Origin of the sequence: Leptospira fainei serovar Hurstbridge str. BUT 6 (assembly GCF_000306235.2) — a bacterium.
GTDB lineage: Bacteria > Spirochaetota > Leptospiria > Leptospirales > Leptospiraceae > Leptospira_B > Leptospira_B fainei.
Genome location: NZ_AKWZ02000010.1, coordinates 1,157,779 through 1,171,190 on the forward strand (window position 1 = coordinate 1,157,779; position 13,412 = coordinate 1,171,190).

Sequence of the window (13,412 nt, forward strand, 5' to 3'; positions counted from 1 at the left end):
TACTCGTCCGTCTAAGAAAAGGAGAACTTGATTTATGTTCGGGATCCGTCCTCTCGCTTGGCTTCTATTACTCTTAACGTTGAATTGCTGTCGTCCGTCAAAATCGGATTACCCAGCGCTGAAGAATGCCCAGGAATTTTCGAAGTATTGGGATTCCGGTTTGGCCGAGATAACGACCTTCGATCTAGTCCAAGCTCGTTACGGAAATCTCAATCATGGAATTGCAACGATGATTTACGTACATGAAGGTTTTTCCGATTCCAAACAAGTAAAACTCGATTTTCCGGAGCATTCACCTAATGATGTTGTTCCCGTTTTAAAACTTAATTTTACCAAGGATTTTTTGACCGGAATTTATCCGTACAAGCTAATGCTATCCGTATTTACTCCACGGACCGAATTACCTCGTAGTCTTAAGGAGGTTGTGAGCATTCAAGAATGGTGTGGAACGACTTATCTTCAATTGAATTTGGATAACAAAGATTATGATTTAATCTCGTTTTCTTACTTTGAAAAGGAGGGTGATCGGAAAAGCAAAATCCAAGAATCGATTCTCGAGGATGAAATCTGGAATCGGATTCGGCTTGCTCCGGAAAAACTTCCGACCGGGAAAGTCAGAATCTTACCTAGCTTATTCTATATTCGGTTCGTTCATCGGGATCCGGTCCCGGCGGTCGCAAACGCAGAGATAAAGAAAATATCCGAAACGATTTATAGATACGAACTTGAATATCCGGAGTTAAAGCGTACTTTGAAAATCGATTTTGAAACCGCTTTTCCCCATAAAATTTTGGGATGGGAAGAAACATATCCGGACGGTGATTTTCGATCCGAACCTAGGATGCTGACTACTATCGCAAAGTTTCGGCGTTCCTCCAGGATAGCTTACTGGGAAAGACATTTTCCTGCCGATCGAAGTCTTCGAAATGATTTAGGCCTTCCTTTAGACTAAAAAGAATCTTCGTCTTTTAATCCGGAATTTGGAATTTAGATAGGAGATCTATATTAGAGACATAATGAACTCATACTAGTAAAAAATGTATGAATCATTTCGATTCTCACTGTATAACTAATACTATAAAGAAAGTGAGAATGCTTAGTAAGAGTCTTGATCCTTTTTGCAGAATCTCTTAAAAATTCTCTATTCGTATCGATCAAATTGAGGAAGTTGGACTAAGAGTTTCGACTATACTTTACAAAAAATCCAATATATAAAACTTTGGTACAGTATATTAGCAAAAAGGTGCTAAAATCACTCGAAAATGAAGGTGCCAGTAACATGAACCCTTTAGAGCTGGAGAACAAGTTAAAAGGCCTGGGATTGGAAGAATCCCTGGTTCTGATAGACAAAGAATTTCCCGGCACTGCCGTTTTTTCAACTAGTTTCGGTCTCGAAGACCAGGCTATTACACATGCTATCTTTTCCCAAAATCTCGGAATTCGTATTTTTACATTAGATACCGGCAGACTTTTTAGCGAGACCTACGAATTACACAAACGAACGAACGGAATGTACGGAAGAAAAATCCAGACCTTTTTTCCGGATACGGATGCGGTAGAAAAACTCGTGAATGAAAAAGGGCCGGATTCGTTCTACGATTCGGTAGAAAATCGCAAAGAATGTTGCCATATTCGTAAAGTCGTTCCTTTGAATCGTGCATTAGAAGGTGCTAAATTATGGATTACCGGAATTCGAAGCGAGCAATCGGGATCTCGAGGCGATTTGCCGAAAGTCGAATTGGACTCCTCTCGTGATATCCTCAAATTCCATCCTATCTTGGATTGGAACTGGGAAGATACTAAATCATACGTAGATACTAACCGAATTCCATACAACCCGCTTCATGATAAGGGCTTTCCCAGCATCGGTTGTGCTCCTTGCACGAGAGCGATACTTCCGGGAGAAGATTTTCGTGCCGGTCGTTGGTGGTGGGAAAACGAATCCGCTAAAGAATGCGGGTTGCACTGGGTCGACGGAAAACTCGTACGTAAAAAAGGATCGCAAGTATGACTACACGTACTCGCTTATCGCATCTACAGCAATTAGAAGCGGAATCGATTTATATACTTCGGGAAGTTGCCGCGCAATTCGAGAGACCGGCGCTATTATTTTCAGGCGGAAAGGATTCTATCACGCTGGTGCATCTCGCCTTAAAAGCCTTTCGACCCGGGAAGTTTCCGTTTCCATTGGTGCATATAGACACAGGGCATAATTTTCAGGAAGCATTAGATTTTCGCGATAGACTCGCCGAAAAAACCGGAGAGAAACTGATCGTTCGTTATGTTCAGGATTCCATCGATCAGGGAAAGGCGGTGGAAGAAAAAGGAAAATTTCCGAGTCGTAACGGTATTCAGACCGTAACATTGCTCGATGCGATCGCCGAATTTAAATTCGACGCATGCATCGGCGGCGCCAGACGAGACGAGGAAAAGGCGAGAGCGAAAGAACGAGTTTTTTCGGTAAGGGACGAGTTCGGCGGTTGGGATCCGAAATTGCAACGCCCGGAACTTTGGAATATCTATAACGGTAAAATACACGTAGGCGAGAACGTCCGCGTTTTCCCTATCAGCAATTGGACGGAACTCGATGTTTGGGAGTATATCAAAACCGAGAACATAGAACTTCCTTCCCTGTATTTCTCGCATAAGCGAGAAATCGTATGGAGAGAAAATTTGATTTTCCCGGTTTCCAAATTCATCAATTTAGATTCGAACGATAAGGTCGAAGAACGGACCGTTCGATTTAGGACAGTCGGAGACATGACCTGCACCGCTGCCGTGGAATCGGAGGCAAATTCCCTAGAGGATATCATCCGCGAAATACAAACTTCTCGTACGACGGAGCGCGGTTCCCGTTTGGATGATAGAAGATCCGAAGCGGCTATGGAAGAGCGTAAACGTGGAGGTTACTTCTGATGGATTTATTACGTTTCATTACGGCAGGAAGCGTGGACGACGGAAAGTCTACGCTGATTGGAAGGCTCCTTTACGATAGCAAATCCGTTTTCCAGGATCAGTTGGAAGCGATCGAGAGGGCCGGTCAGGTGAATGGTCAGGTAAACCTTGCGCTTTTAACGGACGGTTTAAAGGCGGAAAGAGAGCAGGGGATAACGATAGACGTCGCTTACAAATATTTTTCCACACCTAAGAGGAAATTCATCATCGCAGATGCTCCCGGGCATGTACAGTATACCCGAAATATGGTCACCGGAGCTTCGAATGTCGACTTAGCTATCATACTTGTGGATGCTAGAAAGGGCGTGATCGAGCAAACCTATCGACATTCGTATATAGTTTCGCTGCTGCGAATTCCGTATCTTGTGGTTTGCATTAATAAAATGGATTTAGTCGGTTTCTCGCAGGAGAGATTCGAAGAAATCAAAATTGAATACCAAAAGTTTGCGACAGAGTTAGGCATTAAAGAAATCGAATTTATTCCGATTTCCGCCCTTAACGGAGATAACGTCGTGGAACCGTCTCTCGATATGCCTTGGTGGAAAGGAAAAACCTTGCTCGGTTATCTGGAAGAAATGGATATCGATTCGGATGAGAGTAAGCACGAAGCGAGGTTTCCGGTTCAATACGTAATTCGTCCACAAACGGAACAATATCACGACTATAGAGGTTATGCGGGCCAGATCAGGAGCGGACTTTTTAAGAAAGGCGACGAGGTCGTAGTTCTACCTAACGGTTTGCGATCTAGAATTAAATCGATCGATACTTACGAAGGAAGCGTCGAGGAAGCGTTTGCTCCGATGTCCGTTACGATTCTGCTGGAAGACGAAATAGATATAGGGCGAGGAGATATGATCGTATTGACCGATTCTCTTCCTTTAATTTCCCAGGATTTGGATGCGGATGTTTGTTGGATGGATACGAAAGCTCTTCTTCCCGGAAATAAATATCTGCTTAGGCAAACGACAGGCTCCGTAAAGGCAGCAGTCAAAGAAATCTCTTTTAGGATCGAAACCCAAACTCATGAGAAGCTTGACGCATCACAATTGGGTTTGAACGAAATTGGAAGAATTCGAATCCGAACTGCGAAACAGATAGCCTTTGACGAATATTCCGAAAATAGGGGAACCGGAAGCTTTATTCTTGTGGATGAGGGCACCAATAATACGGTAGGCGCCGGGATGATTGTGGGAATTCCTTCATAATTCATTAGGAAATTATAATGGATAAAAAAGGAAAAGTATATTTAGTCGGTGCGGGCCCCGGAAACCCCGACCTTTTAACCGTTCGCGCCCTGCGGATTTTGCGGAACGCGGAAGTCATTTTATACGACGCCTTGCTGGACCCTTCCTTTTTGGAGCTATTTCCTATAGATGCTATTACGCATTACGTTGGTAAACGCGCCGGACAGCATTCCGCTACTCAAGTTGAAATTCAAGATTTACTCATTCGATATTCGCTTTCGGGTAAAAACGTAGTTCGCTTAAAGGGCGGAGATCCTTTTCTATTCGGAAGAGGCGGCGAAGAATTAGAGGCAATTCGAGCAAAGCGAATTCCATACGAAATCGTTCCGGGCGTGAGCTCATTGACAGGAGGATCTTCCGGTGCGGGATTTCCGTTAACCCATAGAGGTCTTTCGAGGCAAGTTTTGATCATGGACGGCCATACGGTTCTGAATGAAGAAACGGACTGGGACTGGTTCGCAAAATTCAAAGGAACGATCGCATTATTTATGGGGACGTCTTCCATCCAGAAAATTGCCGGCAAACTGATCGAGCACGGAGCCGATTCCGAATTGCCGGTCGCATTAGTGGAAAATGCCAGCCTGCCGGATCAAAGAACTACGGTAAGAACATTAGGCATTGCTGCTAAAGACGGAATTCCCAAAGCTGGAACTGGTCCGGGAATCATTTATATCGGAGCAGTAGTAGGATTACTTCCTAGCGGAATCGATTTTGAGAGGGCGGAGATCCGATTTCCGTATGACGCGCCGGGATGAACGGTTTACTTCCGGTATTCTTAAAGCTTGAAGGTAAGAATGTGCTTCTCGTCGGCGCCGGTAAAGTAGCCTTAGAGAAGCTCGGCTCCTTATTGGGAACCGGTTGTAGGCTAACCGTTCTTGCCAGAGAAATTCATCCCGATGTGAGCAATCTTTTGGCGGATAGATCCGATATTTCTTTGATTCAAAAGTCGGTAGAGCTTTCCGATCTGGCCGGGTTTCAACTTATTTATTCCGCGACGAATGATAGAGAGATCAATCAACGATTAGTTTTGGAAGCTAAGCGATTGGGAATTTGGATCAACTGTGCGGACGATCCCGAAAGCTGCGATTTTTATTCGGCTGCTTTTTTTGATCGGGGACCGTTGCGAGTTGCCGTATCGACTCAGGGAGAATTTGCCGGCTTATCCGGTACTGTCCGGACGATTTTGGAAGAATTATTACCGGTCGATCACGAGAAAGATTTAGTCGATTTGTTTGAAATACGAAAAATCACAAAACAGCGTTTAGGCGATCCTGAAACTAGGAAAATCGCCTTACGAGAACTGCTTCAGGAATTTCGGGAGAAATACCTGAAGGCAAAAATAAAGAATTAATAAAAGCTAATATATAAAGGACGAATCCCTACGATGTCAGAAGGAAAAGAACTCAACGAAGTCGAGCACATTAAATTAGCGTCTCACGGACTGAGGGGAAAAATTAGAGAAGCAGTCGAGACCCGAGCCGAAGAATTCGAGGACGACGATCGCCAATTAATTAAATTCCATGGGATGTATCAACAGAAGGATAGAGATCGCAGAAAAGACGATAACGGCGACTTCATCGAAAATCCGACCTCGTTTATGATCAGGGGTAGGATACCGGGAGGAAGGTTGACCGCTCAGCAATATTTGGTCTGGGACGAGCTAGGTGATAAATTCGCGGGGGGAGCTCTTCGCTTAACAACACGCCAATCCATTCAGATGCATACGATTCGCTTAACCGATCTTCGACCGATTATGCAAGCTGTCGATAAGGTGAATTTATCCACGATGGGGGCCTGCGGCGACGTAGTTAGAAATGTTACGCAAGCTCTAAATCCTTGGGGAAGAAAAGACCTGGGTCAACTCGACGAGTTCGCTCAATTGCTATCCGACCATTTTAAATATAAAAGCAAAGCGTACGCCGAAGTTTGGCTGGGCGAAACGCAAATCAACAAGGACGAAGAAGAAGATCGAATTTACGGAAAGACTTATCTTCCGCGAAAATTCAAAATTGCGATCACCCTTGCCGGCAACAATTCCGTCGATATCTATACGAACGATATGGGCTTTGCTGCGACTCTGAATGCGGATAAAAAAATCGACGGGTATTTCATTTTTGCAGGCGGCGGGTTAGGAATGACCCATAATAAACCCGAGACTTTTCCGAGAGCCGCCGATTTGCTCGGATGGATTCCCGCAAAAGATTTAATTCCCGTGGCGGAAGGAATCGTAACTTCTCATCGAGACTTCGGAGATCGGACGAATCGTAAGCATGCGCGTCTTAAATACGTTTTGGCCGAAAAGGGAGTGGATTGGTTTCGATCCGAAGTCGAAAAAAGGTCCGGTTTGAAATTCGATACGAACAAGACGCTTCCGAAATGGGAAACCCCCAATTACTTAGGTTGGACTTTAAGGGAAGACGGAACTTATTCTTTGGGATTTCATACTTTGTCAGGACGAATCAAAGATTTTCCGGACAAACCTCTAAAGACCGCTTTAAAGGATATCATTTCCACTTTCGAATTGGACGTTCAAGTGACTGCCGATCAGGATTTGGTTTTAATGGGAATCAAGAAGGAAGATCGGGAAAAAATAGAAAATAAATTAAAAAATTATAAAGTAGATCCCGCTTCTCCTAAACCTCTATACGATCGTGCGTTGGCTTGTCCTGCACTTCCAACTTGCGGCCTGGCTTTGACGGAGTCGGAAAGAACCTTTCCTCAATTATTGGAGGGAATTCAAAAAGTTTTAGACAAATTGGATTTAAATGATCGGGCTCCGATCGTAAGAATGACGGGCTGTCCGAACGGTTGTGCAAGACCGTATTCCGCGGAAGTCGGAATCGTAGGACAGCAGGCAGGCGGGAAATATTCGCTATTCTTCGGCGGTAATCCGGAAGGCACCAAAGTCGGAGATTACGTGGCCAAGAAAGTTGCGTTCTCGGATATTCCCGTTCAGCTTGAAAAAGCGTTTGAATTATGGAAGAAAGAAGGAAGGGCCGGAGAGAGATTCGGAAGTTTTGCCGAACGTTACGGTATAGACAACTTTAGAAGTTTACTAGGTTCTATGTAAGGGGGCGCATCCCCTTCGGGGTCGGGCTGCTCCGGGCTCGCGGAGTCCCGCTCGGTCCTTTGGACACGCGGTCTTACGGACCGCGTCCCTACGTATCCCTTGCGCGGGTCTTTTAGAAATTAAAAAAAAGATTCTAAAGTCTCGAATTTCCATTTCCATATTTTATCGGAAGCGTTTCCGGCAAGTAAAAGTCCTCTACCGAATTCGATTGCGGCCGTGGTTGATCCGACTCGACTTGAAGATGAATCGGTAAGTGCGAATGTTACATCGCCCGTTTCGTTCATTCCTAGAATATAGGTTAAAGTTCCTTCCTTTGGTTTGAAAAAAACGGGGAGCGCTGCAACATATTTTTTTAAAATAGGTTCCTGTTGAATTTTATCGATTAATTTATGCCGCGGCGCGGAAAGAGCGATCCAGAACGTATCTTTTTTATCCGAATGAATTAGGGCAGGGCTACCGGGAAGGTGCGTAATAAAAAAATGTTCTTTTCCGGCTTTGTTCCCACGTAACCAGAATCTCGACACCCGATGTCTATACTTTTCCGCATACACCAAAAATTCCTCTCTTGAGGAGAGAGCGATTCCGGTAGGTGCGTATACTTCATCTAAAACGACTGCAATAGATTGGTTTTTGGGTGTATAAGCCAGAATCCTTCCGTTAGGTCTCGATTCTAGTTCTTCCAAGTACGAAGCATCGTACGAAAACTTCCTACTAACTTCGGTAAAATAAACCGTCCCGTCGGATGCGATATCCAATCCATAAAGATTTTCTAATGGATTTCCCTGTTCGTCCTGCCGCGCAAGGATATTTTCCTTTCCCTGCGCGTCGTAAAAAGCGAGCCCTACTCCGGAGAGACAGGTCACTAAGTTTCCTTTCCCGTCGAACGCTAAACCCAGGGGTCGCCCGGAAGTTCTCGCGAATATCTCCACTTTTCCGTCAGTCTTAATTCTATAGATGTTTCCGTCGGAAGATCCGGTGTATATCCGACCTTTCGAATCCAGAGCGATTGCAAACGGTTCCGAAATCTTTCCTTCGTGGACGGCTTCGGAAAAAAAGAGAGCGTTATCCTCCCCTTGCGGAATCGGAGAATCTACGGAATAAAATTCGGGATCGGTTTTATTCCAACCGACAAGAATAGATACGAACAGCAAGGAAGCAACCGAAAGGATAGGGAATATAATTCTAAGGAAAGGGTTAAGATATATATTTCTGAGCATTAAACATGACCCCTAAAAACGGGTCGTTGTTTTTGACTATTTCGTAATACTTCGAAATGTAAATGAAAACCGGTGGCTCTGCCGGTTTTTCCTACTTCGCCAATTAATTGTCCTTTTCTCACCTTGCTTCCTTCCGGAATTAAAATCTTATCCAAATGTCCGTATCTAGTTTCATATCCGAGAAGATGTTTCAGAACTACGAGATTTCCGTATCCGCCTTTAGAATCGGCAAAGGAAACGGTTCCGTCTGCCGAGGCATAAACCGGAGTCCCTTTTTCGGCAGCCAGATCGATTCCGCCGTGAAAAGTGTCTTTTTTAGTGAAAGGATCCTTTCTTTTTCCGAATCGCGAACTGACCCGTCCTTCGTCAGCAAGAGGATTCGAAAAGGCCATTCCGTAGAAAAAACTTTTCTCATCCTTAGGTAGCCCTCTTCCGGGAACGAACCAGGCGTTTCTTCGGTCATCATAATATAGGAATTTGAGCGGAATTCTATGACGGGAGGCGATCTTCTTCCTTGCGCTTTCACTGGATGAATTTTCATCCGATTCGTAAAAACCTCGCATATTCGGTATCAGAAGTTCCATACCAGGATAGATATCTTGAGGGGAAGAGAGTTGGTTCACGGAAGATAATGTGTCCAAGTCCATTCCGGTCCTGGCCATGATCTTAAAAAAGTTATCCTTTTCCCTCACTTTATATACTAGGAAACGAAGCGGAGCCAAGTTTTTTTGATCCAAATTCGATACCGAGACTCTGAGGTTATATTTTACTTCATCTCTGATTTGAAGTAGGTGTTTATCGGAATAATCAAGGCTGTTAAGGGGAAGTCGTTCAAAAACCGCACTTACTTCCTTTATTCCCGAGATATAAACGAGAAGAAGGACTAGAAATAATACGAATCTAACTGGGTTTCCGGCGGGAGTCACTACTCTATAAGAATCGGTCCGTTTAAAAAAACAATGACGCAAAAAATCGGAGGAAAATGATGGGAGGGGTCCCGACCATGGAAGAAAAAAGTAAGCAATCGAGTAACCGAGGATCTTTTGGCGAGATCATTAAGATACTCCTGCTTCAAGTCCTGGTTTTACTGATTGCCAACTTATTATATCAGCAAGTTGCTAAGGTTCAAATTGAACTCTCATTATCGGCTCGGCCTGCGATTTCAGAAAAGAATGCAACCAAGTGGAAGGAACCCCAGAACATAAACTCTCCCGAGAATAAAAAGATCGCCTGGAATGAACCGGCCTCGGCGGAAAAAGCCCTTAGAGATTACACCGACTTCGTGGTTACGAAACGCCCTTGGTTGCTTGTCATCGATCGAATTGCATGGGCGGTATGCTTTTTATTTCCTGCGTTTATGATTCTTCGACGACTGGGCAAAGCTGATTGCACTGATTTTAGCGAATCGTTCGATGGTGGCGCCTTCGGGATCGGAATTTCCGTCGGTTTTGCGACATTTTGTTTCGTGAACGTTGCCGGGGGTTTAATTTTCTTTTTTATAGGAAAACCGCAATCAAATCCGCTGGAAGTCGCTTTGACTCAGAATTTGCAGGGAAATTGGTTCTTACTATTCTGGGCTTCCCTCGGGGTCAGTTTGGGTGCGGGCTTGGTGGAAGAGACATTTTTTAGAGGGTTCCTATTAAAGCAATTCGTAGGAAAAGGACACGAAATATTCGGCTTAATATTTACTTCGTTAATATTCGGTCTGATTCATTATAATCCGCGTGGATCTTGGGTGGGGCCTATTTTGCTTATCTTCGTAGGATTTTACTTCGGGCTATCTTACTTAAAAACGGGAAATATTTGGGTTCCCATAACCGCGCATGTCGCTTACAACAGTTCAATGCTAATTGCGGCGTTTTTCCTCGGAGACCGGGTTGTCGGATGATTCAAAGGCAAAAAGCGAAAATCAAACTGGCGATATTTGTTTTAGCGGCGTTATTGATATGGTCGGGGAATTCTTTGTATGCGGGAGAAGCATTTGAATTGGATGGAGATCCGACTGAAAACGATCTTCGAATCATCGCTGCCTTAAATAAACTCACATACGACAGAATCATTTCGAATAAGAGCACTAAGGGATTTGCATATCGTTACACCTCCCGCTGGTATTCGCCGATTACGATCGACGTATTTGTCTTGGGTTTTTCTAAAAGGGAAAAGCTGAGTTTGATTCGGATCGAATCGCCGAAGAAGGGTAGTGAACGAGCTTTTAAGAATTACTTGTTGGAAGAATTAACTAGAAAACAAGTCATGGACGGTCAAATTTCCCAGGGTCACGAAAGCGCCACTGAAACATCGGGACGAAAGAGTTATTTAATCTCCGGCACATTAGCTTTGTTGGAGCCGGCAACTTCGGTTTATTATAACTCCTCCAAATCGCCGGTTTATTCCTCTTCGGATACTCTAAAAGGAATGTTCGGTTATATAGCGGCCGACTTGCTGCTTGCAGGCTTGGGATACTATTATGCCTCGACTACGATACATTCTCATTCGGCAATCCAATCCTTAATGGGTAAGCCGACCCCGTCCGGAAACGTTTTAGAATCGCCGGGGGCAGGGGTATTTCTAGGTTTACTGCTAGTACCAAGATTATATAGAATGGTCGGATCTTGGCAAGATACGTACTCCCATAACAGAATACTTGAATTAAACATATCCAAAAGTTTTTAGAAATTCGGATTTTGGAGTTGAATAAGCTGTGTTTCGTTTGGATTCTATAACGAACTTTCTGCCTCGTTGGCGAACCGTTTTCAAAATCGGCGGGCGTCGTTCACTTTATTTTTACTGTCTGTTGACCGGTATCGTTTCCGGCTTAGGGGCCTATGCGTTTTCTAGAGCTTTAGCCTGGAGCGAATTTTTTCTCCTCCATACTGTCGCGGGAATCGGCGATACCCATCCTAATGGAGAATACTACGTTAATCTTCAACCGGATCCGGCTTTTAACTTAGGCCGCTGGTCTCTATTATTTCTTCCCACCTTAGGAGGCTTAGTTACCGGTTTACTTGTTCATTGGTTTTCTCGTGAGTCTGGCGGGACTGGAACGGATTCAATGATCGATTCCTTTCACAATAGGGAAGGAAAGATGGAGGCTAAGGTTCCGCTCGTAAAATCTATCGCCACGATTTTTACTCTTTCGACCGGTGGTAGCGGTGGAAAGGAAGGTCCTATTTCGCAAATAGGAGCCGGTTTTGGTTCCGTCGTGGCGACATGGATCCGTGCCGGAGCGAGAGCTCGTAGAACTCTCCTTTTAGCGGGAACTGCAGGCGGGTTAGGAGCTATCTTTCACGCTCCACTCGGCGGCGCTTTGACCTCCGTAGAAATGATTTATCGGGAGGATATCGAAAGCGATTCGTTGATACCATGCATCATATCTTCCGTAACAGCTTATCTTACTTACTCCGGATTGAACGGTTTTGGTTCAGTATACAGGGTCCCCGAAATCGGTTTTGAGGAATATCCCGAGCTGATTTTCTATTCTCTGTTAGGTATTTTATGTTTTTGGAATGGATCATTATTTATTCGGATTTTTAGAAAAATCCAGGATTGGTCCGAGCGGTGGCCTGTCCCTGATTGGCTAAAGCCGGCGATCGGGGGAATTCCTATCGGGATCATAGGTTTTTTTCTCCCGGAAGTAATCGGGACCGGTTCCGGTTTTCTGCAAGATGCTTTAGATGCGAAACCAATCTTCGAGCCGTATTTACCAGGTCTTTTAAATAGTCTTGGAATTAGTAAGGTACCGGACTCGATCGGACTTCAAGAGGATGGGATTTTATCTATCCTTAATGTACAAAACGATTTTGCCGTAAGAAGAAATCTTCTTTTAGCGTTGTTTTTCTTCGGTTTTGCATTTTTGAAAATGCTTTCCACTTCGTTTACGGTCGGAACGGGAGGTTCCGCCGGAATGTTCGGACCTGCACTTTTTATCGGAGGAATGCTTGGCGGGGCTGTCGGCACGATAGCGAAAATTATTCTGATCACGCCGGTCTCCGTTTCTTCATTTATCCTGGTCGGTATGGGTGCATTTTATGCCGGGATAGCAAGCGCACCGATTGCAGGTATGGTAATGATTTGCGAGATTATAGGAAGCTATTCTCTTCTTCCTCCGTTAATGGTTGTCTCAATTATATCGTTCGTACTTTCGCACAAACTGAGTCTTTATAAAAGTCAGAAGGAAAATAGGTTTCAGTCGCCTGCTCATTACTGGGATATGAACCGAGATATCCTGGATAGTATTTCGATCGGTCAAGTCTCCTCGAAGCTTCGCAACATAGCGATTACCCATTCTTCTAAATTACTCTCCGAGCTGGAGCAAGAATCCATTGGTATTCAAGCGAGTGATTATGTGGTTCTGGACGATCAGGAAAAGTATCTGGGAATGTTATCGTTACGCAAAATTAGGCACTCGCCGGAGAGCCGGGAATTTGCGAAAGATCTGATAACCGTCGGAGACGCTACCGATTCGAGTGTTCCGGCAGGATCCGTTGATCAGAGTCTTGCGAGTTCTTTAAAACTTCTAATTGAATTCGATTTGGATAAAATCGCGGTAGTTCGAGATGGAAAATGCCTCGGTTATTTGCGATACGCTGAACTTATGAAGGTCTATTTTGAGACCACCGTTCCTAGAAGAAACCAGTCCCTTAAGAAATAGTTTTTTTAAAATACCTACTCGATCGTATTCTGAGCTTTTTACACCTTTTGGTCTATAGATGTAGCGTTCATTCTTTTACAATAATCACTGTTTATCTTTCAAAATCTTTTCTTTTTGTAGTTTTTAACTGTATTTTGCCTATAGGTAGTTTTTTCAATTTTACTGGACATTTTTGGCCGCGAAGATAAGATACGGAATAATTTTTAAAAAATAACTGATGTGTAATAAAGAAATCAGCAAGTTCTATTTGTTTTTAATAGATTGGGGGCTGGTTC

General features: G+C 44.1%; 12 protein-coding genes. 10 read left to right on the top strand and 2 right to left on the bottom strand.

Annotated features, from left to right (window positions below; genetic code table 11):
* The first annotated feature begins 34 nt into the window (after positions 1 to 34).
* From LEP1GSC058_RS14575 to LEP1GSC058_RS14605, 7 genes are all read left to right on the top strand, one after another.
* Positions 35 to 952 carry a hypothetical protein gene (locus LEP1GSC058_RS14575; protein ID WP_016550001.1) on the top strand — a complete coding sequence of 306 codons (918 nt, stop codon included), beginning with the start codon at positions 35 to 37 and terminating at the stop codon, positions 950 to 952.
* Between the two features lie 327 nt (positions 953 to 1,279).
* On the top strand, positions 1,280 to 2,011 hold the full coding sequence (locus LEP1GSC058_RS14580) for a phosphoadenylyl-sulfate reductase (protein WP_016550710.1): 732 nt from the start codon (positions 1,280 to 1,282) through the stop codon (positions 2,009 to 2,011).
* Positions 2,008 to 2,916, top strand: a complete 909-nt coding sequence (gene cysD, locus LEP1GSC058_RS14585; RefSeq protein WP_016549792.1) for a sulfate adenylyltransferase subunit CysD — start codon at positions 2,008 to 2,010, stop codon at positions 2,914 to 2,916. The genes LEP1GSC058_RS14580 and cysD overlap by 4 nt, the downstream gene beginning before the upstream one ends.
* Positions 2,916 to 4,160, top strand: a complete 1,245-nt coding sequence (locus tag LEP1GSC058_RS14590; protein WP_016550555.1) for a sulfate adenylyltransferase subunit 1 — start codon at positions 2,916 to 2,918, stop codon at positions 4,158 to 4,160. Before cysD ends, LEP1GSC058_RS14590 begins: the two co-directional genes overlap by 1 nt.
* A 17-nt stretch (positions 4,161 to 4,177) precedes the next feature.
* Positions 4,178 to 4,954, top strand: a complete 777-nt coding sequence (gene cobA / locus LEP1GSC058_RS14595; RefSeq protein WP_016549615.1) for a uroporphyrinogen-III C-methyltransferase — start codon at positions 4,178 to 4,180, stop codon at positions 4,952 to 4,954.
* Positions 4,951 to 5,550: a precorrin-2 dehydrogenase/sirohydrochlorin ferrochelatase family protein gene (locus LEP1GSC058_RS14600; RefSeq protein ID WP_016550542.1), complete on the top strand. Its 600-nt coding sequence runs from the start codon at positions 4,951 to 4,953 to the stop codon at positions 5,548 to 5,550. Before cobA ends, LEP1GSC058_RS14600 begins: the two co-directional genes overlap by 4 nt.
* Positions 5,551 to 5,583: 33 nt before the next feature.
* Positions 5,584 to 7,269 carry an NADPH-dependent assimilatory sulfite reductase hemoprotein subunit gene (locus LEP1GSC058_RS14605; protein ID WP_016550359.1) on the top strand — a complete coding sequence of 562 codons (1,686 nt, stop codon included), beginning with the start codon at positions 5,584 to 5,586 and terminating at the stop codon, positions 7,267 to 7,269.
* Positions 7,270 to 7,388: 119 nt separating this feature from the next.
* On the opposite strand, the gene LEP1GSC058_RS14610 is transcribed toward LEP1GSC058_RS14605, so the two are convergent.
* Together LEP1GSC058_RS14610 and LEP1GSC058_RS14615 are read right to left on the bottom strand one after the other, a co-directional pair.
* The gene (locus tag LEP1GSC058_RS14610; protein WP_232224703.1) at positions 7,389 to 8,420 is read right to left on the bottom strand and encodes an SMP-30/gluconolactonase/LRE family protein; all 1,032 of its coding nucleotides are present in this window, start codon (positions 8,418 to 8,420) and stop codon (positions 7,389 to 7,391) included.
* Between the two features lie 65 nt (positions 8,421 to 8,485).
* Positions 8,486 to 9,412: a LysM peptidoglycan-binding domain-containing M23 family metallopeptidase gene (locus LEP1GSC058_RS14615; protein ID WP_039948675.1), complete on the bottom strand. Its 927-nt coding sequence runs from the start codon at positions 9,410 to 9,412 to the stop codon at positions 8,486 to 8,488.
* 77 nt (positions 9,413 to 9,489) lie between these two features.
* Here LEP1GSC058_RS14615 and LEP1GSC058_RS14620 point away from each other — a divergent pair, with 77 nt between their 5' ends.
* From LEP1GSC058_RS14620 to LEP1GSC058_RS14630, 3 genes are read left to right on the top strand one after another with little or no spacing between them, the layout of a single operon-like run.
* Positions 9,490 to 10,374: a CPBP family intramembrane glutamic endopeptidase gene (locus tag LEP1GSC058_RS14620; RefSeq protein ID WP_016550935.1), complete on the top strand. Its 885-nt coding sequence runs from the start codon at positions 9,490 to 9,492 to the stop codon at positions 10,372 to 10,374.
* A complete protein-coding gene (locus LEP1GSC058_RS14625) occupies positions 10,371 to 11,159 on the top strand; it encodes a hypothetical protein (RefSeq protein WP_016550162.1) in 789 nt (262 codons plus the stop codon). Before LEP1GSC058_RS14620 ends, LEP1GSC058_RS14625 begins: the two co-directional genes overlap by 4 nt.
* Before the next feature lie 28 nt (positions 11,160 to 11,187).
* Positions 11,188 to 13,137: a chloride channel protein gene (locus tag LEP1GSC058_RS14630; protein WP_016550701.1), complete on the top strand. Its 1,950-nt coding sequence runs from the start codon at positions 11,188 to 11,190 to the stop codon at positions 13,135 to 13,137.
* The last annotated feature ends 275 nt before the right edge of the window (positions 13,138 to 13,412 follow it).